Source organism: Streptomyces sp. NPDC051243 (genome assembly GCF_044455405.1).
Classification (GTDB): domain Bacteria; phylum Actinomycetota; class Actinomycetes; order Streptomycetales; family Streptomycetaceae; genus Streptomyces.
Genome location: NZ_JBITES010000001.1, coordinates 625,796 through 645,601 on the forward strand (window position 1 = coordinate 625,796; position 19,806 = coordinate 645,601).

Below are 19,806 nucleotides of genomic sequence, written 5' to 3' on the forward strand. Positions count from 1 at the left end.
ACGGATACCGCTCACCTGCACCCTCCCCGAACAGGGGAGCCCAGGAAGCCAGTAACATGCCTCGCCATGAGCTCCCCCACTGGGCCCGCGTCCGGCCTGCCAGTACGAATGCCGCGACCTCGTCAGCCCGGGCGGCACCGCCGACCCGAGCCCCTGGCGGCTCCCGAGGGCGCGCCCGCGCTCGTTCTCGCGGTGCCGGGCACGCCGAGCGCCGCCACCCGCGGGCTCGCCGAGGAGGTCGTGAGCATCGCCCGCTCCGAGCTCCCCGGTCTCGACGCCCGGATCGGGTATGTCGACGGCGATGACGTGGAGTTCCCCACGCTCCAGTCGGTGCTGGTGCACGCCGCCGAGGAGCGCACCGCCCGCTATGAGCAGGCGCTCGCAGCTGGGGTGGAGGCCAAGCAGCCCGAGGGCCCTGTCGCCGTGGTCGTGCCGCTGCTGGCCGGTCCGGACAGCGCGCTGCTGCGCGTCATCCGCCAGGCCGTGATGGACAGCCGGGTCGCGGCGGACCTGACCGATGTGCTGGGCCCGCACCCGCTGCTCGCCGAGGCGCTGCACGTGCGTCTCTCGGAGGCCGGTCTGGCCCGCGCCGACCGCGCCCGCCTGTTCACCGTGGCGACGGCCGCGGACGGCATCATCCTGGCCTCCGTCGGCGGCGAGGAGGCCGTGCAGGCGGCCGGGATCACCGGCATGCTGCTCGCCGCGCGCCTGGCCGTTCCGGTGATGGCGGCGGCCCTCGACCAGGACGGCTCGATCTCGGCCGTGGCCGAGCAGCTGCGGTCCTCGGGCTCGCAGCAGCTGGCGCTGGCGCCGTACCTGATAGGGCCGGAGATCGACCCGAGCCTGGTCGCTGAGGCCGCGCGGGAGGCGGGCTGCTCCGCCGCCGAGGCGCTCGGCCCGTACCCGGCGATCGGCAAGCTCGCCCTGTCGAAGTACACGACGGCGCTGGGCATCGCCCCACAGCAGCCGCAGGGCACGCCGGTTCGCTAACGCCCACACGCAGGCTCAGCCTCAGCCGTGACGCCGAAGGCCCGCTCCGCACCCGGGAGCGGGCCTTCGGCGTACGGTCACGCCCTGCCCGCCTCCGGGCCGATGACCACGCAGGACGCCGCGGGTACCTCGATCGAGCCCTCGTAGCGCGGCAGCCCCGTGTCCGGGTCCAGGGCGAACCAGGCCACGTCACCGGAGCGCTCGTTCGCGACGTACAGGAACCCGCCCGCCTCGGTGACGGCGCGCGGCCAGTGCCCGGCGCAGGTGACGGTCCCGGTCAGCCGCAGTTCGTCGCCCTCGACGGCGAACGTGGACAGCACGTCCTCGCCGCGTGTGGCGGTCCACACGAAGCGGCCGTCGGGCGAGGCGACGATCGCCGAGGGGCAGGCGTCGCCGGCCGGGGTGCCCGGCAGGACCGGCGACTCGGCCAGGGGCTTGAGCGTGCCGTCGTCGGCGTCCCAGTGGCAGACGGTGACGGTGGGGGTGAGTTCGTTGAGGACGTAGGCGTATCCGCCGTGCGGATGGAAGGCCAGGTGGCGGGGTCCGGAGCCCGGCCGAAGGGCGATCTCGCGGTGCAGGTCGAGCGTGCCGTCGGCCAGGGCGCACACCCGCACGGAGTCGGTGCCGAGGTCGACGCTGACGGCCCAACGGCCGCTCGGGTCGGGCAGGACCTGGTGGGCGTGCGGGGCCTGCTGGCGGGGCGTGTGCGGGCCTGAGCCGATGTGCCGGAGAACGGCGGACGGGGCGTCCGCGAGGGTGCCGTCGGCGCGGAGAGGGATGGCGCTGACGCTGCCGGAGCCGTAGTTGGCGGTCAGGACGTGGCCGGCGAACAGGCTCAGGTGCACGGGCCCGCTGCCGCCCACGGGCACCGGCGGTCCGAGCGGCTGCGGTGTCTTTGCTGTCACGCGATAGGCGGCCACCGCGCCCTCCGCCGTCTCACTGACGGCGTAGAGCGTGTCGCCCTCGGGCGACAGGGCCAGGTACGCGGGGTCGGGCAGGTCGTCCACGCCGCCCAGTACGGTCAGCGCGCCGCTGCCCCCGTTCACGGCGGCCGTGGTGATGCCGTGGCCACCGGCCGCCGTGAACGACCCGATGTAGGCCCGTCCTCCCCGTCTGCCGACGTCTGCCACCGTTGTCCCCTTTCCGGTCGGTTGCCGTCCCGGGGCGACGGTAGCAGTGGATCGCGATCGGTCTAGACCAAGAGTCCCGTGCCGCAGGGGAAGTTCCGTACGGCACACCCCACCGGGCTCACCCGCGGGCCGCTCCCGCGCGGCTCGCGGGTCGCGTGACGTCCACTGGCGCGGAATTACCCGGCGGGGCGGCTGATCCACCCTCCGGATGGCCGGCAAAGCGACTTGCCCACGCGGGAGGGACCCGGTGATGCGGTCGCCTCAATGGCGTGCGGGCGAGGTGAGCGCCCTCGTCGGTGGCACGCCGGCCCTTGGCGACCGGGCCGCGTCAGCAGCCGTCGACGACCGTGAGCGTCTCGTCGAGCGGAGCCCGGCCCGTGCGGACGTGATCCGCCGTGCCGTCCTCGAACCCGATCGACATTCCGCAGAAGAGGATGAGCTCGCCCGGGGGCGACAGGAGCTCACCGACGGTCCTGTGGTACTTCGCCCACGCCATCTGGGTGCAGCTGTGCAGCCCTTCGGCGCGCAGGAGCAGCATGACTGACTGCAGGTACATGCCGACGTCGGACCACTGGGCCGGGCCCAGGTCGCGGTCGATGTAACAGAACAGCGCGGCCGGCGCGCCGAAGCACTGCCAGTTCGCGGAAGCGGCCCTCTGGCGCGCCTCGATGTCCTCGCGCGGGATACCGAGCGCGCCGTAGCGCTGCTCACCGAAGGCGGATCGGCGCTCGCGGTAAGGGGACTTCAGCTCGGTCGGGTACTGCTGGTACTCCGGCTCGTCCCAGGGGTCCCCCGCGGCCAGGCGCTCACCGGCGCGCTTCTTGAGTTCGGCCAGTGGCGCGCCGGTCAGCACGTAGATGTGCCACGGCTGCAGGTTCGATGCGGACGGCGCCCAGGCCGCGGTGGACAGCACCCGCGCCAGCACCTCTTTGGGGACCTGCCTGTCCGTGAATCGGCGTACCGCTCGCCGGCTGGTGACCGCCTCATAGACGTCCAAGATCGCCTACCTCCCGTTTGCCGAACGTATCCAACTGCGTTGCGATAGCGATCGTATCAATCGATACCTTCTCGTGTTTAACTATGGATGCGAACAAGTCACCGGCCCCCGGTCACCGACTCGGACATCACCCCTTGGAGAAAGCCATGGCCACGCTGCTGCACATCGACTCCTCCGTACTCTCCGGCGAGGCATCCTCGTCCCGTGCGGTCGCGGCCGCCTTCCGCGAGGCCTGGGAGGAGCAGCACCCGCACGGGACCGTGGTCCACCGCGATCTCGCCGCCGACCCCGTCCCGCACATCACCGCCGCCGCCTGGTCCGCCGGTTACGTCGCCCCGGCCGAGCGCACCCCGGAGCAGTCCGCGGCGTTCGCCGTGCGCGAGCTGCTCATGGCGGAGCTGGAGCAGGCGGACGCCGTCCTGATCGGCGCCCCCATGCACAACTTCTCGATACCGTCGACCCTGAAGGCGTGGCTGGACAACGTGCTTCTGATCGGCCGCACCGCGGGCGAGAACCCCTCCGCCCAGGGCACGCCGGTCGTCGTCGTGGCCAGCCGCGGCGGTTCCTACGCGCCGGGCACCCCGCGTGAGGGCTTCGAGTTCGTCCAGAACTACCTGGAGGCCGTTCTCGAGCGCACCCTCGGGCTGGACCTCGACTTCATCGTTCCGGAACTCACCCTGGCCCCGCGCAACCCGGCCATGTCAGAGCTGATCCCGCTCCACGAGGCCTCGCGCAAGCGCGCCTTCGAGGACGCCACCGCCAAGGCCAAGGAACTCGCGCGGCGCCTGGCCGCGTAGCCCTCCCGGCGCAGAGCCCGCACAGCGCCCACGTGACAGGCAACCGTCGCGCGGGCGCGCTCGCGTGCGGGCGCGCTCGCGTGCGGGCGCGCTCAGGTCTGGAGCCCCGCGGAATGGGCGAACCGGGTCAGCAGATCCGTCAGCTGCTCGGTCTCACCCGGCTCCAGCCCGGCGACCAACCCCTCGGCAAGCGGTTCCGCCGCCACATGGGCCGCGTCGAAGAGTTCGAGCCCCTTGGGCGTGATCTCCACCGAGCGCGCCCGCCGGTCCCCCGGGACGGCCTTGCGGACGGCCAGCCCCTTGCGCTCCAGGTCGTCCACGACCCGCATGATGCCGGCCTTGTCCGACCCGGTCGCCGCCGCCAGATCCCGCTGCACCGTGGGTCCCTCGTTGACCAGCACGATCAGCACGGCGAAGTGCCGCAACTCGACACCGAGCGGCCGGAGTGCCTCGCTCATGACCGCGGCCGCGCGCCAGTGCGCCCGGCGCAGCAGCAGGCCGAGCGCGAAAGGCGAGGCGTCGCCGGGGCGGTCGGTGGCCCGCGAGGCGGTGGAGGCGTTCGGGACGTCGGCGGTCATGCGGCCACAGTACCGTCGTGCACTCGTTCGAGACGGTATCGGCTGAAACCAGATGCCCTAGGTCGTGTCCGCAAAGTCCCGTCGTCCGCCCGGAGGGCGGGCCCCGCGGCGTCTGGTGCGTGCGCCCGGTGCGGCGAGAGTGCGTGCCAGGCGTCGCGGGGCAGGCGGGACTTTGCGGACACGGCCTAGGGCTGCTGCACCACGAGCCGTGAACCGGACGGCGTGCGCAGCGGCTGGGCCAGCTCGGCCAGGGCCCGCTCCAGGCCGTGCAGGTGAGCCAGCGCCGGGTCCGACTCGGCGGGCTGCGTGGTGGGGGCGGTGACGGCCGTGCCGCCGGTGAGCGCCTCGACCGCGGCCTCGACGCGCCAGCACGCCGCGGCCAGGCGGGCGTCGTGGGAGGCCTCCGGGTCGGCGGCGACGGCGACCAGGCCCCGGATCTCGCGGGCACAGTCGTCGAGCAGGGCGAGCACACGACGGGCACGCCGCTTGCGGGCCGGCATCGGGTTGAGGGGGTGCACCAGCGGGGCGACCGAGAGCCGTACCCGAGCCAGCAGCTGTTCCAGCTCCGCCACCCGCGCGGCCGGGTCGGCGGCCTCGTCCCCGGCGAGGCGTGCGGCGGCCTCCGCGGTGGCGGCGTGGACGCAGCGCAGGGCGCGCTGGATCCAGGCGTCGGTGACGGTGTGGGTGGTGACGGGCAGGACGAACAGCACGGCCAGCACGGCACCGACCGCCCCGACGCCGGTCTCGGCGAGCCGCAGCGCCAGCAGGGCGGGATCGAGGACGCCCAGGAGGCCGTAGAGAAGCTCGGCGAGCACCGTGACGCAGAGCATCATCCAGGTATAGGAGACGGCCGCGGTGTAGAAGATGCCGAAGACGCAGACGGCGAGGAGTACGGCCGTCGGGACCGCCGCCCCGTGCAGCGGCACGGCGACGAGCAGGCCGAGTCCGATGCCGATCACCGTGCCGAGGACCCGGCGGAAGCCGCGGACCAGGGTCTCGCCGCGCGAGGTGGTGTTCACGAAGATCCACCAGGTGGCGCCGACGGCCCAGTACCAGCGCTGGCCGGACACCAGCTGGCCCACGACGAGGGCGAAACCGGCGCCGGCGGTGGCCTGGATCGCCTGGCGCGTGGTCACGCGGGCCAGTCCGCTGCCGCCCGGCGGTGCGGGTACGGGCGCCGGGGGCGTACGGCGTTCGTAGCACCACAGCCCGAAGCGCACCGCGGACGCGGTGAGCAGGGACAGCAGGACGGCGGCGTAGAGCTCGGGCAGGTGCCGCGGGGTCGCCTGGAGGAACTGCGCCACGAAGAAGGTCATGAACGCGAACACGCCGAGGCTGTGCCCGCGCGGACCCCAGCGGCGCGCGTACACGCCGGCGCCGACCACGGCGAGGAAGGTGAGGTCCCGGGCGACGGGGTGATCGTGCAGCTCGGCCGCGGCCGCGAGGACCGGCAGGCCGACGAGCGGCAGCAGCGCGGTGGTGACCGCCTGTCCGCGGACCGTGGCGTCGGTGACGGTGAACAGGGCGAGCAGCGCCGCGAGGCCGCCGGTGACGGCGCCGACGAGGGAATGTCCGGCGAACCCGCAGACGACGACCGCGAGCCCGACGCCGAGCACGGCCCGCACGGCGAAGCGCAGCCGCGCCCGCCCCGGGTCCGGCGCCACGAACACCCTCTTCAGCACTGCTGACCGCCCCTTTCGAATCGGCATGAAAAAGGCGCCGCGGAGGTCCGCAGCGCCATCGACCGCTTCATTGCAGCATCACCGAGGAGACTGGCTCAAGTGGCCCCGCATAGACTGGGCCATTGGCACAGAGATGTCGCTCCTCGCCCGTCCAGCGGCGAGCCAACGGACCATGCCCGGAGAAAGGCCGCCTCACCATGCCCGTGGACGAGCTCGACACCCGCATCCTTCGTCTGCTGCTGGAGCAGCCCCGCACCAGCGTGCGCGAGTACGCCCGCATCCTCGGCGTAGCCCGCGGCACGCTCCAGGCCAGGCTCGACCGGCTGGAGCGGGACGGCGTGGTCACCGGCACGGGGCCGACCCTCTCCCCCGCCGCCCTCGGCCATCCGGTGCTGGCGTTCGTGCATATCGAGGTGACCCAGGGCCATCTCGACGACGTGGGCGACGCCCTGGCCGGCGTGCCGGAGATCGTCGAGGCCTTCTCGATCACGGGTGGCGGGGATCTGCTGACCCGTGTGGTGGCCCGCGACAACGCCCACCTGGAGGACGTGATCCAGAAGCTGATCAGCCTGCCCGGTGTGGTCCGCACCCGCACCGAGGTGGCCCTGCGCGAGCGCGTCCCGCACCGGCTGCTGCCGCTGGTGGAGTCGATCGGGCGGGCGACGGCCCGGAAATGACCTTTGACATGCTGGAGCCATGAGCGGACTCGGCGGCACTTCGGTCATCTTCGATCTTGACGGAACACTCGTGGACAGCGAGCCCCACTACTTCGAGGCCGGCCGCCAGGTCCTCGCCGAGCACGGGATCTCCGACTTCACCTGGGCGGATCATCAGCGGTACGTCGGCATCAGCACCCTGGAGACGGTCACGCTCTGGAAGCGCGAGTACGGCCTGACCGCCACCGTCGACGAGCTGCTCGCCGCCAAGAACCGCCGCTATCTCGAGCTGGCCCGCACCTCCACGCGCGCGTACCCGCAGATGCGCGAGTTCGTGGAACTGCTGGCAGCCGAGGGCGTCCCGATGGCCGTGGCTTCGGGCTCCTCACTGGAGGCCATCACGACGGTCCTGGCCGGCACGGGCCTCGACGCCCGGCTGCGTACCGTCGTCTCGGCCGACGAGGTCGACCGCGGCAAGCCCGCACCGGACGTCTTCCTGGAGGCAGCACGCCGACTGGGCGTCGCACCCGGTGACTGCATCGTCCTGGAGGACGCGGCCCCCGGCGCCGCAGCGGCGCACGCGGCAGGGATGCGGTGCATCGCGATCCCGTACGTGCCGGCTCAGGCGGATGCCGCGGACTTCGCGACGGCAGGTCTCCTACTGCGGCGCGGCCAGCGGGAGTTCACGGCGCGGGCGGCGTACGACTGGCTGTGCCGGGCGAAGTAGCGCCCGACCTCCATCAATTCGCTCAGACCCGTTGACCCTCACCGGCCCCCTCCTTATCGTCTGGTCGATTGCTCGTACGTCGTTCGCAATGCCGAACAATTTGCCCAACGTGCGACCCCCACCGACGAGGAGCACACATGGCACCGCCCCTCTCCAGACGATCCCTTCTCCAAGCCGCGGCGCTGGCGGGGACGACCTCAGCGGTCTCGTTGGCCGCAACGGGCCGGGCTTCGGCGGCTGTTGAGGCGCCGTCGGCAGCCGCCGCCGCTGCCGCCGCTCCGGCCGCCTGGACCGTCCAGCCGTTCGCCCTCGGCGACGTGGCCCTCCGGCCCGGCATCTTCGCCACCAAGCGTCAGCTGATGCTCGACCACGGCCGCGGCTACGACGTGAACCGGCTGCTGCAGGTCTTCCGCGCCAACGCCGGGCTCGCCACGGGCGGCGCGGTCGCCCCGGGCGGCTGGGAGGGGCTGGACGGCGAGGCCAACGGCAACCTGCGCGGTCACTACACCGGCCACTTCCTGAGCATGCTGTCGCAGGCGTACGCGAGCACCGGGGACCAGCTGTACGCCGACAAGATCGCGACCATGGTGGGAGCACTGGACCAGGTGCGCGAGGCGCTGGGCCGCGATCCGCGCATCCTGAGCGTCAGCGGCAGGTTCGGCACCGCCCAGGAGAACGTGCGCGGTTCGTACCAGTACGTCGACCTGCCGTCCGCCGTGCTCGGCGGGGCCTCCGCGATCACCCTGTCGGCCTGGGTGAAGCCCACCCACAACGCCGACTGGACGCGCGTCTTCGACTTCGGCACCAACACGACTCGGTACCTGTACCTGGCGGCGCGCAACGCGGGCGGCGTCCCCCGGTTCGCCATCACCACCGGCGGACCCGGCGGCGAGCAGGGCCTCAACGGCACCGCCGCGCTGCCGCTGAACCGGTGGAGCCACCTGGCGGTGACGATCGGCGGCGGCACCGGCACGCTCTACGTCAACGGCACGGCCGTCGCCACGAACACCTCGATGACCCTCAACCCGGCGGCGCTGGGCACCCTGACGAACAACTGGCTCGGCCGGTCGAACTTCTCCGGCGACCCGGTGTTCGCGGGCGCCTTCGACGAGTTCAACGTCTGGTCGCGCGCCCTGACCGCCGCCGAGATCACGGCGTTGCAGAGCAACCGGGCCTCCGCCACGTCCGCCGGCCGGGGCAACCTGGCGTCGTACGACTTCTCCGAGACCGCGGGCGGCACCTTCGCGGACGCCTCCGGCCGCGGGCTGACCGCCACGCTGCGCCGCACCTGGGGCGGACCGAGCCACCCCGGGTTCCTCGCGGCGTACCCGGAGACCCAGTTCATCGAACTGGAGTCGATGACCAGCGGCGACTACACCAGGGTGTGGGCGCCCTACTACACCGCGCACAAGATCCTCAAGGGCCTGCTGGACGCCCACCTCGCCACCGACGACGCCCGCGCCCTCGACCTCGCGTCCGGCATGTGCGACTGGATGTACTCCCGGCTGTCCAAACTTCCCGACGCCACGCTCCAGCGGATGTGGGGCATCTTCTCCAGCGGCGAGTTCGGCGGCATCGTGGAGACGATCGTCGATCTGCACACGATCACCGGCAAGGCCGAACACCTCGCGCTGGCCAGGCTGTTCGACCTCGACCGGCTCATCGACGCGTGCGCCGCGAACACCGACATCCTGGACGGCCTGCACGCCAACCAGCACATCCCGATCTTCACCGGTTACGTCCGCCTGTACGACGCGACGGGCGAGGCCCGCTACCTCACCGCCGCCAAGAACTTCTGGGGCATGGTCGTCCCCCACCGCATGTACGGCATGGGCGGGACGAGCACGGGCGAGTTCTGGAAGGCCCGCGGGGTCGTCGCCGGCACGATCAGCGACACCAACGCCGAGACATGCTGTGCGCACAACCTGCTCAAGCTGAGCCGCATGCTGTTCTTCCACGACCAGGACCCGAAGTACATGGACTACTACGAGCGGGCCCTCTACAACCAGGTGCTCGGCTCCAAGCAGGACAAGGCCGACGCGGAGAAGCCGCTGACCACCTATTTCATCGGCCTGAAGCCCGGGCATGTGCGCGACTACACGCCCAAGCAGGGCACGACCTGCTGCGAGGGCACCGGCCTGGAGAGCGCCACGAAGTACCAGGACTCGGTGTACTTCAGGAAGGCCGACGGCTCCGCCCTGTACGTGAACCTCTACAGCCCCTCGACCCTCACCTGGTCCGAGAAGGGCGTCACGGTCACACAGACGACGGACTTCCCCAGGGAGCAGGGCTCCACCCTCACCATCGGCGGGGGCAGCGCGTCGTTCGAGCTGAAGCTGCGCGTGCCGTCCTGGGCGGCCGGCGGCTTCAAGGTGACCGTGAACGGGAGTGCGGTGAGCGGGACTCCGAGCGCCGGAAGCTATGTCACCGTGTCCCGCACGTGGCGTGCCGGCGACGCCGTGCGCGTCACCCTGCCGTTCCGGCTCCGCGTCGAGAAGGCCCTCGACGACCCGTCCCTGCAGACCCTCTTCTACGGCCCGATCAACCTGGTCGGCCGCAACTCCGCGACGGACTACCTCCAGTTGGGCCTCTACCGCAACGCCGCCCTCTCCGGCGACCTGCTGCCGTCCCTCACCCCCGTGACCGGCAAGCCGCTCCACTACACCCTGAACGGCACCGAGTTCGCCCCCTTCTTCGAGGGCACCGAGGACCCGACCCACGCCTACTTCCGGCGCTCCGAACCCCGGGTGGTCTTCGGCAACTCGGACTCCGGCGTCGCCAACCCCGCGAAGTCCGACGGCACCACGCTGCTGGACGAGATCTGGGCCGGGGCTCCGTTCGGCGACAAGGACGCGCTGGTCTCGCGCGTGCGGTCCACCGTGACGGCGTGGGTGGCGGCGGGTCTGCTGAGCCAGTCCGACGGCGCGACGGTCGTACGCACGGCCGAGCAGGCGACGTACGTCCCCTGAGCCGCCGACCGGATCCCCGCACCGACGCGCACTCGGCGTCCGGTGCGGGGATCCTGGAGTCAGCGGTCAGGATCCTGACAGGGCGGCGGCACGATGACGATCGACGTAACGGCGGAGCGGGTGATCCCGCTTCCTCCCGAGCAGGTGGCCGAGTACGCCATGGACTGGCGCCACGACTCCGAGTGGACCCAGGGCATCCGTACGGCCGAGCTGACCCGGCAGGCCGACGCGGGCGGGTTCGGGGTCGGTGCCGAGGTCACCAGGACCGCGTACTTCCTCGGCCGGCGCATCGACTACGTGCTGCGGGTGGCGTCGTACGAGTTCCCCCGGCTGCTCGACATGGTGTCCGTGGCCGGTCCGATGCCGATGCACGTCACCTACTCCTTCGACCCGCATCCGGCCGGCACCCTCGCCCGCATCCGTGTCCGGGGCGGCCCCGGCGGCCTCCTGCGGCTGACCGCACCGCTCATGGCCCGCCAGGTCCGCTCGAACATCGGCAAGGACTTGCGCGACCTGGAGCGCAGGCTCACGCATCGCACGGGGTGACCAGCGGCATGAGTCACGCCCGACCCGTCAGGACCGGCGCCGTGGCTTCCCGCGCCGCGCGCCCTTCGCGCCCTTCGCCCCCTTCGTGCCGGCGGTGCCGCCCGCGCCACCGCGGGGACTGCGGCCGGTTCCGGGCTGGTGGCGTGCGCTGCCGCCGGCTTCGGGGCGCTTGCGCTTCGGCTGGTCCTTCGAGGCCGCGGGCTGGGAGGTCGTACGGCCCCGGGTGCTGTTGACCGTGCGGCCGCGGACGACGCCGATGAAGTCCTCGACCTGGTCGGTGGTGGCGTCCTCGGGCCAGGACAGGGCGACGCTGGACTGGGGTGCGTCCACGAGGGTGCGGTAGGTGAGGTCCTTGCGGTGGTGGAGTCGGGCCAGTGACTGGGGCACGACGAGCAGGCCGACGCCCGCCGCGACGAGTTCGACGGCGTCCGCGGTGGTCGCGGGGCGCTCGAAGGCGGGCTGTCCGGGGGGACGTTCCCAGTCGAGGACGTCGTCGAGGGGGTGGAAGACGACCTCGTCGGTCAGGTCCTCGGCGGTCACCTCGTCCACCGCGGCGATCACGTGGTCCTTCGGGACGACGACGACCGTGGTCTCGGTGTAGAGCGGGATCGCGCTGAAGACGGTGCGGTCGACCGGCAGGCGTACGAAGCCGGCGTCGGCGTCGCCCGCGCGCAGCATGTCCGGCGCCTCGGCGACGGTCACCGAGTGGAGGGTGAGCGGGACGTCGGGGAAGCGCTCCTCCCAGATCCGCACCCATTTCGAGGGGGTCACCCCCGGGACGTACGCGAGCCGGAACGAGGGGGATGCTTCCGAGCCTGTCACCGGGCCAGTTTACCGGCCGTGGTCGGCGGTCGTTCATCCGCTCGATACCCTTGACGGCATGACGTCGCACCAAAGCACCCAGTCCATGAAGCCCGCGACCGCGGCGAAGAAGCTGGGTGTGTACCTCGAAGCCACCCCCGCCGAGTTCCGGGAGGGTGTCGTCACGCGCGCGGAGCTGAACGCGCTGCAGGCCGACCCGCCGCAGTGGCTGCGCGACCTGCGACGCGACGGACCGCACCCCCGCCCGGTCGTCGCGCAGAAGCTGGGCGTCTCCATCGCGGGGCTCGCCCGCGGCGGCGTCACCGAGCCGCTCACCACCGAGCAGATCGAGGCGCTGAAGCAGGAGCAGCCCGAGTGGCTGCAGAAGGAACGCGCCACCCAGGCCGAGGTCCGCAAGGAGGCGGCCCGCCTCAAGGAGCGGGACGCGGAGCGGGCGGCGCGGGAGGCCTGACGTCGCCGCCGTCCGGTGAGGCGAGCCGCCCCTGCGGCCCGCCTGCCGCCGGCCGGTTCAGTCGGTCACGAAGCGTTCCGGAATGGCCTCCAGGAAGGACACCGAGGGGATGAAGAACAGGGTTCCGGTCACCGCCTGCGAGTAGTCCAGGATCGGGTCGGGGCCGGAGTCCGGGCCGCCCAGGAACATCTTGCGGAGCATGCTCTCCGGGATCTCGGGCGTACGGGCGTAGGCGATGAAGTACGTGCCGAACTCGCCGTGCCCCGGCCTGCCGAACGGCATGGCGCCGCGCAGTATCTCCAGTTCCTCCCCGTCCGGGCCGGTGGCGGTGTTCACGTCGATGTGGGAGCCGGGCATGTCGAGTTCGATGTTGGTCAGCTTGGAGCGGCCGATCACCTTCTCCTGCGCCTCGACCGCCAGGGCCTCCCAGGCGTCCACGTCGTGCAGGTACTTCTGGACGATCGCGTAGCTGCCGCCGGTGAACGCGGGATCCTCCTCGCCGACGATCGCCGCCTCGGCCGCCGCCTGGCCCACCGGGTTCTCCGTGCCGTCGACGAAGCCGAGGACGTTGCGCGAGTCGAAGTAGGCGAAGGCCTGGACCTCGTCCTGGACGGTGACCGCGTCGCGCAGCCGCTTCATGATCTCGGCGGCGAGGGCGAAGCACAGATCCGTGCGGGCGGCACGGATGTGGAACAGCAGGTCGCCCGGGGTGGCCACGGCGCGGTGCCGGTCCCCTTCCAGCTCCTTGAAGGGACGCAGCTGCTGGGGGCGCGGAGTGCCGAACAGCCGGTCCCACGCCGATGACCCGATGCCGGCGACGCAGCACAGTCCGCCGTCGGGACTCGGGAACCCGACGGCGCGTACGAGTCCCGCGAGCCCGGCGAGCAGCTCGCGCGCCTCGGGCTCGCCGCCGGGTTCGATCGTGACCACCAGGAAGACGGCAACGGGCGCCGGCGGACTGAGCACCGGCTGTGGCTGCGCTCCGGCCCACCGTATGGACGACGACGGCATGGTTCCCCTCCCACCCTCGAACCCCGCCACCTAACGATGCCCGGCCGAACCGCGAACGATACCCGCCGAATTTCCGCACATATGACAAGTGGGATGTGTGAGGAAAGCGCCCTGTTGACACGAGACCCCACTCTCCTACCTGCGGCCGGCTCAGCTGTCGTAGTCCACCGCCAGCGTCTCCGAGACCGGGTACGACTGGCAGGTCAGCACGTACCCCGCGGCAACCTCGGCCGTCTCCAGCGCGAAGTTGCGCCGCATGTCCGCCTTGCCGTCGGTGACCAGCGCCCGGCAGGTGCCGCAGACGCCGCCCTTGCAGGCGAACGGCAGGTCGGGGCGGGTGCGTTGGGCGCCGTCGAGGATGGTGCGCTCCCTCGGCAGGTCGGCCGTGGTGGACCGGCCGTCGAGGGTGATGGTGACCTGGCTGACGGGCCCTTGCGGGCCGCCCTCCGCGTGGTGCACCTCCCGCACGGGCTCGTCGTCGGCGTAGAACAGCTCCTGGTGCACCCGCTCCGCCGGAACCCCGAGGCCCTCCAGCACCCGCTGCGCGTCCCGGACCATGCCGTGCGGGCCGCACAGCCACCAGTGGTCGGCGGTCGTCACGTCGACCAGCGCGTCGACGAGGGTCGCGAGCCGGTCGGCGTCGATGCGGCCGGACAGCACCTCGGCCTCGCGCGGCTCCCGGGACAGCACGTGGGCGAGCTGGAAGCGGGCCGGGTAGAGGTCCTTCAGGTCCGCTAGCTCGTCGGCGAACATCACGGTGTCGGTACGGCGGTTGCCGTAGAAGAGGGTGACCGTCGAGCGGGGGTCGGCGGCAAGGACGGACTCGGCGATGGACACCATGGGCGTGATGCCGGAGCCCGCGGCGATCAGCACATGGTGGCCGGGCGTGCTGAGGTCGGGCGTGAAGGCGCCGGTGGGGGCCATGACCTCGACGGTGTCGCCGGGGCGTACGTCGTTCACCAGCCAGGAGGAGAAGAGCCCGCCGGGCACGACCCGGACGCCGATGCGCGGGCTCGTCCCGACCGGCGAGCAGATCGAGTACGACCGCCGCTCGTCCCGCCCCTCGACCTCGCGCCGCAGCGTCAGCGACTGACCGGGCTCGAAGGCGAACTCCTCGGCCAGCTCCGCCGGGATGTCGAAGCTGACGGCGACCGCGTCCGAGCACAGGGGCTGGATGCCGGCGACGGTCAGGGTGTGGAAGGCCGGACGGCGGCGGGTGCGCGGGCGGGCCGCGGCGGCCGTCTGTGCTTCCCTCAGGCCTTCCATTCAGATCTCCTTTACGTACTCGAACGGCTCGCGGCAGGCGCGGCAACGCCACAGCGCCTTGCAGGACGTGGCGGCGAAGCGGGAGGTCTCCTCGGTGTCCGCGGAGCCGCAGCGCGGGCAGCTCACCGCGTGCCGGGTGGGTGACAGCACCAGCGGGACGGGGCCGCCGCCGCGGGGTGCTGGTCCGGGCGGCGCGATGCCGTGCTCGGCGAGCTTGCGGCGGCCGGCCGGGGTGATCCAGTCGCTGGTCCACGGCGGGTCGAGCACTGTACGGATCTCCACGCGCGGGTACCCCGCGTCACGCAGCCGCGCCGCCACGTCGGCCCGCATCTCGGCCATGGCCGGGCAGCCGGAGTAGGTCGGCGTCAGGCTTGCCACGACCGTCCCGTCCTCGGTCAGCTCGACTCCGCGCAGGACGCCCAGGTCGGCGAGGGTGAGCATGGGCAGCTCGGGGTCCGGCACGTGTTCCGCGAGGTGCCGGGCGCGCCGGGCGTCGAGCAGGGTGGTCACCATGTCGCCTCCGGGTGGGCGCGGGCCACGCCCTGCAACTCGGCCAGCAGCGGGGCGAGATGCTCGGTGTGCTCGCCGTCGCGGCCGCATCCGGGCAGCGGGCGGTACACCGGCATGGGCAGTCCGGCGGCCGTCGTGACCTGCTTCAGCACCGCGGCGACCTCGTCCCGCACGTCGTACGCGGTGAACAGCTCGCCGAGGTAAGGGGCCACTTGTTCCTGGGCCCGGCGCATCCGTCGGTGCGACTCCTCCGTGCCGTCGCCCAGGCGCACCGCCCACTCGGCGGCGTACTGCCGGTGGTAGCTCAGCTCCTTCACGCCCTTGGCGGCGATGGCCGCGAGCACCGGGTCGGGGTGCGACGTCAGCCGCTCGAAGTGTGCGAGGCGCCAGCTGGACAGCACCAGCAGCCGCACGACGCTGAAGGCGAAGTCCCCGTTGGGCAGTTCGGCCAGGCGTACATTGCGGAAGTCGCCGGCGTCCCGGAAGTAGGCGTAGGCGTCCTCGTCGCGACCGGTGCCGTCGACCTGGCCGGCCCGGGAGTACAGCAGGCGGGCCTGGCCGAGGAGGTCGAGGCCGATGTTGGCCAGGGCCACCTCCTCCTCCAACTCGGGGGCGCGGGTGACCCACTCGGCCAGGCGCTGGGCCGAGACCAGGGCGTCGTCGGCCAACGAGACGCACAGGGAGGCCAGTTCGGCGGCGTCGACGCCCTCCGGCACGGTGGTGTCGACGCCGTGCAGCGGGTCCTCGAAGCCGGTGCCGTAGGCCCAGCGGGTGTCGTCCTCGTGTCCCTCGGCGAGGGTCAGGTAGACGTGGTCGTCGCTCATGCCCTCTCCTTCAGATGTGCGGGACGTCGTCGGGGATGTCGTAGAAGGTCGGATGGCGGTAGACCTTGTCGGCGCTGGGCTCGAAGAACGGGTCCTTCTCGTCGCGCGTGGAGGCGGTGATGTGCTCGGAGCGCACGACCCAGATGGACACGCCCTCGTTGCGCCGGGTGTAGAGGTCCCGCGCGTGGGTGAGCGCCATCCGGTCGTCGGCGGCGTGCAGCGAGCCCACGTGGACGTGGTTGAGTCCCCGCTTGCCCCGTACGAACACCTCGTACAGCGGCCAGTCCTGCTTGTCGGGGCTCATGCCACCGCTCCCTTCTCCGCACGGGCAGCCTGCTTGGCCGCGTGGGCGGTGGCCGCCTCCCGCACCCAGGCGCCCTCTTCGTGGGCGCTTCTGCGCCGTTCCATCCGCTGGGCGTTGCACGGCCCGTCGCCCTTGATGACCCGCATCAACTCGTCCCAGTCCGGGGTGCCGAAGTCGTGGTGACCGCGCTCGGCGTTCCAGCGCAGCTCCGGGTCGGGCAGGGTGACACCAAGCTTCTCGGCCTGCGGGACGGTCATGTCGACGAAGCGCTGGCGCAACTCGTCGTTGCTGTGCCGCTTGATCTTCCAGGCCATGGACTGCGCCGAGTTGGGCGAGGCGTCGTCGGGCGGGCCGAACATCATCAGCGACGGCCACCACCAGCGGTCGACGGCGTCCTGCACCATCTCGCGCTGGGCGTCGGTGCCGCGCATCATCGTCATCAGCAGCTCGTAACCCTGCCGCTGGTGGAACGACTCCTCCTTGCAGATCCGCACCATCGCGCGCGCGTAGGGCCCGTACGAGCTGCGGCACAGCGGCACCTGGTTGCAGATCGCGGCGCCGTCCACGAACCAGCCGATCACTCCGACGTCGGCGAAGTTCACGGTCGGGTAGTTGAAGATCGACGAGTACTTCTGGCGGCCCTCGATCAGCCGGTCGGTCAGCTCGGCACGGTCGGTGCCCAGCGTCTCCGCCGCCGAGTACAGGTACAGCCCGTGTCCGGCCTCGTCCTGGACCTTGGCGAAGAGGATCGCCTTGCGGCGCAGGGACGGCGCCCTGGTGATCCACTCCCCCTCGGGCTGCATGCCGATGATCTCCGAGTGGGCGTGCTGCGCGATCTGGCGCACGAGCGTCCTGCGGTAGCCGTCCGGCATCCAGTCACGCGGCTCGATGCGCTGGTCGCGCGAGATCGTCGCCTCGAAGTGCTCCTGTAGCTGCTCCGTCACCGATAACCAGCTCCCCAACCGACCATTCGTTCGGTACCAGTGTGGCGCGTTTTCCGGTGTCGAGCAAGACCCGGCACTCAAGCCGGAGCCGCCCTGGACACCTCGGGGTATCCAGGGCGGCTCTGCCGAGACCCGTCCTCATCTCACACGTTGGGCACCCTCAGCTTGTCCCAGCTGACCTTGCCGGGGATGCCGTCCGCGTCCTTGCCCCGGAAGCCGAGCTTCTGCTGCCAGGCGGCGTAGGAGCGGCGGTCGGCCTCGGTCCACTCGGGGCTCGGGCCCTCCTCGTAGCGGCCGCACCCCTCGGCGACCAGGCGGCGGCCCATGGCGGTGATGATCGGCGACCTCTGGCCGACGTGGAAGAAGCCGCTGCCGGGGAACGGCTCGAGTTTCGGCTTGGGCGCGGGCTTCGGGTCGGGGTCGGGCTTGCCGCCACCGCCGCCCTTGAGCCTCGCCGCGATGCGCTTGCGCATCCCGTCCATCGTGAAGCCGCGCGGGTCCGTCTTGCCCGGCTGCCACTCCTTGTGGCCGATGACCGAGCGCTCGCTCCAGCCGTGGTGGCGGCAGATCGCGGCGGAGACCTTCTCGATGGCCTCCTTCTGCGCCTCGGGCCAGGGATCCTTGCCGTCGCCGAGGTTGATGCACTCGAAGCCGTAGAAGTGCGCGTTGCCGTCGGTGTCCCGCTCGTTGTCGGGCGGCAGCTTGGACTCGTTGATCACAGCGCGCAGCACGTCGCTGTCGCCGAGGCCGGCGTGGTTTGCCCGGCCGTTGCCGACCAGGTGGATCTCGCCCTTCTTGTCGATCACGCCGTGGCACAGCGGGCCGGGCAGGCCGGAGTAGCCGTTGTAGCAGATGTTCACCGAGTGCTCGGTGCCCTTGGTGACGGTGTGGTGGATCATCACGCCGTTCACCGGACCCCAGGGGCCCTTGCTGTTGCGGTTGTGGGTGCGCCAGCTGCGGACCTCGTGGACCGTCAGGCCCTCCGCGCGCAGTATCTCCACCATCTTGGACGCGCTCAGGGGCTTGGCCATCACTCGTCTCCTTCCGCCGCGGCCTCCGCTTCCGCCGTGGTCTGCGACCTCCCTCGGGACGGGTCCTCCGCCAACTGCTCCTCACGGCGCGCCTGTTCCTCCGCCGCGAGGGTCGCCTCGTCGGCGGCCGGGATGCTGCTGGCCAGCGGGTTGAAGGCGAGGCGCAGGTCGACGCTGCCGCCCTCGCCCTTGACCAGGGCCAGCGGCGCGAAGCCGCGGACGATGCCGGAGGGGCCCTGGAGCAGCGGGCGCCGGGCGGCGTCCGTGGGCCACTCGACGCTGCCGGTGGCGGTGCGGGCCGGGATGATCCAGTGGTCGCCCGTCGTGTAGGTGGCGCCCTTGGCGAAGTACACCTCCACGCCGTCCTCCAGCGGCAGCCACTCCCCCTCCGCGACCGGCACCGCTCCGCCCTTCAGGGCAGTGGTACGGCCCTTGCGCCGGGGCCCCTCGTGGTGGTCCCAGCGGCGCAGAAAAGGATTGAGGTGGGGCAGCCGCCCGACGGCCGGGTCGGGCTCGGCGGACAGGCGGACCCGGCGGCCCGGCAGGTCCAGTTCCTCGACCCGGAGCAGGGGCAGCGGCTCCAGGCGGGAGGCGTACGCGGTGTCGACGAGCTCGACGTGGTCGCCGACGTCCAGGTCCAGCTTGTCGTCGTGCCCCAGGGAGGCCAACCGCACCCAGGTGCCGTCGAGTTCGTCGACGGGGAAGACCACCGAGCCGTTCTCACGGGACCACTTGAAGGTGGCGTCCTTGGCCTCGCCACCGGCGTGCACCTCGACGCGGTACAGCTGGTTCTCCTGGCCCCGGTAGCGGGCGTCCGGCTTGACCAGGCAGGGGTCCTCGTCGGCGTGGTCGGGCCGCTCGCTGCGGGCGGCGAGCCGCGCGGTGGGCGTGGCCTGCTTCTTCGCCCACTTGTCGAAGGCGGCCCGGACGACCTCCTTGGACGGGTTGCCGTCCTCGATCTCCAGCGCGGCGAGCGACAGCGGCAGCACCTGCCACACGACCTTCACCCGGGCGGCGGTGTCCGGCATCGCCGCGCCGAGCGCGACCTCGCGCAGCGCCGGGTCCTCGGCGGCGGAGACGGCGCGCTCCCACACCTTCAGGTAGACCACGAACGGCGACTGGGCCGGCGAGGGCAGCCGGTCGCCGGGCTTCTCCGGGTCGCGGAACCCGTCCGGCTGGTCCCAGTAGGTCCAGTACGCGGGCGGGGCGGTCGTGTCCTGCTCCGCGGAGTCCTCGGCGTCCTCGTCCGGGACCGGCACGCCGGGCGCCGGGCGGGTCGCGTCGCACAGGATGCCGTCGACGTAGTAGCGGCCGCCGTGGATGAAGAGCGTGTCGATCTCGTGCCTGCCGCCCACGTACTCGATCCGGAAGCCCGCGGCGTCACGCGGCCCGCCGTGCCGGCCGATCAGATCGGCGGCGAGGGTGCGGGCCTGGTGGAGCTGGATCGCGGTCTGCTCGTTGATGTCGGCGTCGAGCTGGACGCGGCCCTGCTGGGCGATCACCGCCGAGTAGCGCCGCTGCGGGCGGAACGTGAGGCGGGAGAGGTCAGCGTGCATGAAGGGGGTCCCCCT

The 19,806-nt window shown here is 71.9% G+C and carries 20 protein-coding genes; 7 read left to right on the forward strand and 13 right to left on the reverse strand.

Going from position 1 to position 19,806, the window contains the following annotated elements:
• Positions 1 to 66: 66 nt before the first annotated feature.
• Positions 67 to 990, forward strand: a complete 924-nt coding sequence (locus ACIBAG_RS02775; RefSeq protein ID WP_399100168.1) for a sirohydrochlorin chelatase — start codon at positions 67 to 69, stop codon at positions 988 to 990.
• Between the two features lie 77 nt (positions 991 to 1,067).
• On the opposite strand, the gene ACIBAG_RS02780 is transcribed toward ACIBAG_RS02775, so the two are convergent.
• Positions 1,068 to 2,120, reverse strand: a complete 1,053-nt coding sequence (locus ACIBAG_RS02780) for a lactonase family protein (RefSeq protein WP_399100170.1) — start codon at positions 2,118 to 2,120, stop codon at positions 1,068 to 1,070.
• Between the two features lie 328 nt (positions 2,121 to 2,448).
• Entirely contained in the window at positions 2,449 to 3,117 is a 669-nt protein-coding gene (locus ACIBAG_RS02785; RefSeq protein WP_399100172.1) for a nitroreductase, read from the reverse strand.
• Positions 3,118 to 3,263: 146 nt separating this feature from the next.
• Here ACIBAG_RS02785 and ACIBAG_RS02790 point away from each other — a divergent pair, with 146 nt between their 5' ends.
• Positions 3,264 to 3,914, forward strand: a complete 651-nt coding sequence (locus ACIBAG_RS02790; RefSeq protein WP_399100175.1) for an FMN-dependent NADH-azoreductase — start codon at positions 3,264 to 3,266, stop codon at positions 3,912 to 3,914.
• 92 nt (positions 3,915 to 4,006) lie between these two features.
• Here the strand turns inward: ACIBAG_RS02790 and ACIBAG_RS02795 are convergent, their stop codons facing one another.
• Together ACIBAG_RS02795 and ACIBAG_RS02800 are read right to left on the reverse strand one after the other, a co-directional pair.
• The gene (locus ACIBAG_RS02795; RefSeq protein WP_399100177.1) at positions 4,007 to 4,492 is read right to left on the reverse strand and encodes a MarR family winged helix-turn-helix transcriptional regulator; all 486 of its coding nucleotides are present in this window, start codon (positions 4,490 to 4,492) and stop codon (positions 4,007 to 4,009) included.
• Positions 4,493 to 4,677: 185 nt separating this feature from the next.
• Complete coding sequence (locus ACIBAG_RS02800) at positions 4,678 to 6,174, reverse strand: FUSC family protein (protein WP_399100180.1); 1,497 nt, start codon at positions 6,172 to 6,174, stop codon at positions 4,678 to 4,680.
• Between the two features lie 197 nt (positions 6,175 to 6,371).
• Here ACIBAG_RS02800 and ACIBAG_RS02805 point away from each other — a divergent pair, with 197 nt between their 5' ends.
• The 4 genes from ACIBAG_RS02805 to ACIBAG_RS02820 all read left to right on the forward strand — a co-directional run bounded on the left by ACIBAG_RS02805 (position 6,372) and on the right by ACIBAG_RS02820 (position 11,072).
• Positions 6,372 to 6,851 (forward strand): Lrp/AsnC family transcriptional regulator, encoded by a 480-nt coding sequence (locus ACIBAG_RS02805; protein ID WP_399100183.1) that lies wholly within the window; start codon positions 6,372 to 6,374, stop codon positions 6,849 to 6,851.
• 19 nt (positions 6,852 to 6,870) lie between these two features.
• Complete coding sequence (locus ACIBAG_RS02810) at positions 6,871 to 7,557, forward strand: HAD family hydrolase (RefSeq protein WP_399100185.1); 687 nt, start codon at positions 6,871 to 6,873, stop codon at positions 7,555 to 7,557.
• 137 nt (positions 7,558 to 7,694) lie between these two features.
• Entirely contained in the window at positions 7,695 to 10,526 is a 2,832-nt protein-coding gene (locus ACIBAG_RS02815) for a beta-L-arabinofuranosidase domain-containing protein (RefSeq protein WP_399100187.1), read from the forward strand.
• Between the two features lie 93 nt (positions 10,527 to 10,619).
• Positions 10,620 to 11,072 carry an SRPBCC family protein gene (locus ACIBAG_RS02820; RefSeq protein WP_399100190.1) on the forward strand — a complete coding sequence of 151 codons (453 nt, stop codon included), beginning with the start codon at positions 10,620 to 10,622 and terminating at the stop codon, positions 11,070 to 11,072.
• Between the two features lie 27 nt (positions 11,073 to 11,099).
• Here the strand turns inward: ACIBAG_RS02820 and ACIBAG_RS02825 are convergent, their stop codons facing one another.
• Positions 11,100 to 11,894 carry a LysR family substrate-binding domain-containing protein gene (locus tag ACIBAG_RS02825; RefSeq protein ID WP_399100192.1) on the reverse strand — a complete coding sequence of 265 codons (795 nt, stop codon included), beginning with the start codon at positions 11,892 to 11,894 and terminating at the stop codon, positions 11,100 to 11,102.
• Positions 11,895 to 11,952: 58 nt separating this feature from the next.
• Here ACIBAG_RS02825 and ACIBAG_RS02830 point away from each other — a divergent pair, with 58 nt between their 5' ends.
• Entirely contained in the window at positions 11,953 to 12,345 is a 393-nt protein-coding gene (locus ACIBAG_RS02830; RefSeq protein ID WP_399100194.1) for a DUF5997 family protein, read from the forward strand.
• Between the two features lie 57 nt (positions 12,346 to 12,402).
• Here the strand turns inward: ACIBAG_RS02830 and ACIBAG_RS02835 are convergent, their stop codons facing one another.
• The 8 genes from ACIBAG_RS02835 to ACIBAG_RS02870 all read right to left on the reverse strand — a co-directional run bounded on the left by ACIBAG_RS02835 (position 12,403) and on the right by ACIBAG_RS02870 (position 19,791).
• Complete coding sequence (locus ACIBAG_RS02835) at positions 12,403 to 13,356, reverse strand: Dyp-type peroxidase (RefSeq protein ID WP_399100196.1); 954 nt, start codon at positions 13,354 to 13,356, stop codon at positions 12,403 to 12,405.
• Between the two features lie 150 nt (positions 13,357 to 13,506).
• Positions 13,507 to 14,622, reverse strand: a complete 1,116-nt coding sequence (gene paaE, locus ACIBAG_RS02840; protein ID WP_399100199.1) for a 1,2-phenylacetyl-CoA epoxidase subunit PaaE — start codon at positions 14,620 to 14,622, stop codon at positions 13,507 to 13,509.
• Positions 14,623 to 15,135: a 1,2-phenylacetyl-CoA epoxidase subunit PaaD gene (gene paaD / locus ACIBAG_RS02845; RefSeq protein ID WP_399100201.1), complete on the reverse strand. Its 513-nt coding sequence runs from the start codon at positions 15,133 to 15,135 to the stop codon at positions 14,623 to 14,625.
• Complete coding sequence (gene paaC / locus ACIBAG_RS02850; protein ID WP_399100203.1) at positions 15,129 to 15,956, reverse strand: 1,2-phenylacetyl-CoA epoxidase subunit PaaC; 828 nt, start codon at positions 15,954 to 15,956, stop codon at positions 15,129 to 15,131. The genes paaD and paaC overlap by 7 nt, the downstream gene beginning before the upstream one ends.
• Positions 15,957 to 15,966: 10 nt before the next feature.
• Complete coding sequence (gene paaB / locus ACIBAG_RS02855; protein WP_399100205.1) at positions 15,967 to 16,260, reverse strand: 1,2-phenylacetyl-CoA epoxidase subunit PaaB; 294 nt, start codon at positions 16,258 to 16,260, stop codon at positions 15,967 to 15,969.
• Positions 16,257 to 17,204, reverse strand: coding sequence for a 1,2-phenylacetyl-CoA epoxidase subunit PaaA (gene paaA / locus ACIBAG_RS02860; RefSeq protein WP_399100207.1), 948 nt, complete (start codon positions 17,202 to 17,204; stop codon positions 16,257 to 16,259). The genes paaB and paaA overlap by 4 nt, the downstream gene beginning before the upstream one ends.
• A 143-nt stretch (positions 17,205 to 17,347) precedes the next feature.
• Entirely contained in the window at positions 17,348 to 18,235 is an 888-nt protein-coding gene (locus ACIBAG_RS02865) for a peptidoglycan-binding protein (protein WP_399100209.1), read from the reverse strand.
• Positions 18,235 to 19,791 carry a DUF6519 domain-containing protein gene (locus ACIBAG_RS02870; protein WP_399100212.1) on the reverse strand — a complete coding sequence of 519 codons (1,557 nt, stop codon included), beginning with the start codon at positions 19,789 to 19,791 and terminating at the stop codon, positions 18,235 to 18,237. The genes ACIBAG_RS02865 and ACIBAG_RS02870 overlap by 1 nt, the downstream gene beginning before the upstream one ends.
• Positions 19,792 to 19,806: the final 15 nt, after the last annotated feature.

Coding starts and splice junctions, on each gene's coding strand:
- ACIBAG_RS02810 (WP_399100185.1), top strand. CDS start 6,871: ATGAGCGGACTCGGCGGCACTTCGGTCATCTTCGATCTTGACGGAACA.
- paaB (WP_399100205.1), bottom strand. CDS start 16,260: ATGAGCCCCGACAAGCAGGACTGGCCGCTGTACGAGGTGTTCGTACGG.
- ACIBAG_RS02790 (WP_399100175.1), top strand. CDS start 3,264: ATGGCCACGCTGCTGCACATCGACTCCTCCGTACTCTCCGGCGAGGCA.
- ACIBAG_RS02820 (WP_399100190.1), top strand. CDS start 10,620: ATGACGATCGACGTAACGGCGGAGCGGGTGATCCCGCTTCCTCCCGAG.
- ACIBAG_RS02805 (WP_399100183.1), top strand. CDS start 6,372: ATGCCCGTGGACGAGCTCGACACCCGCATCCTTCGTCTGCTGCTGGAG.
- ACIBAG_RS02865 (WP_399100209.1), bottom strand. CDS start 18,235: ATGGCCAAGCCCCTGAGCGCGTCCAAGATGGTGGAGATACTGCGCGCG.
- ACIBAG_RS02830 (WP_399100194.1), top strand. CDS start 11,953: ATGACGTCGCACCAAAGCACCCAGTCCATGAAGCCCGCGACCGCGGCG.
- paaC (WP_399100203.1), bottom strand. CDS start 15,956: ATGAGCGACGACCACGTCTACCTGACCCTCGCCGAGGGACACGAGGAC.
- ACIBAG_RS02835 (WP_399100196.1), bottom strand. CDS start 13,356: ATGCCGTCGTCGTCCATACGGTGGGCCGGAGCGCAGCCACAGCCGGTG.
- paaE (WP_399100199.1), bottom strand. CDS start 14,622: ATGGAAGGCCTGAGGGAAGCACAGACGGCCGCCGCGGCCCGCCCGCGC.
- ACIBAG_RS02815 (WP_399100187.1), top strand. CDS start 7,695: ATGGCACCGCCCCTCTCCAGACGATCCCTTCTCCAAGCCGCGGCGCTG.
- ACIBAG_RS02775 (WP_399100168.1), top strand. CDS start 67: ATGAGCTCCCCCACTGGGCCCGCGTCCGGCCTGCCAGTACGAATGCCG.
- paaD (WP_399100201.1), bottom strand. CDS start 15,135: ATGGTGACCACCCTGCTCGACGCCCGGCGCGCCCGGCACCTCGCGGAA.
- ACIBAG_RS02870 (WP_399100212.1), bottom strand. CDS start 19,791: ATGCACGCTGACCTCTCCCGCCTCACGTTCCGCCCGCAGCGGCGCTAC.
- ACIBAG_RS02795 (WP_399100177.1), bottom strand. CDS start 4,492: ATGACCGCCGACGTCCCGAACGCCTCCACCGCCTCGCGGGCCACCGAC.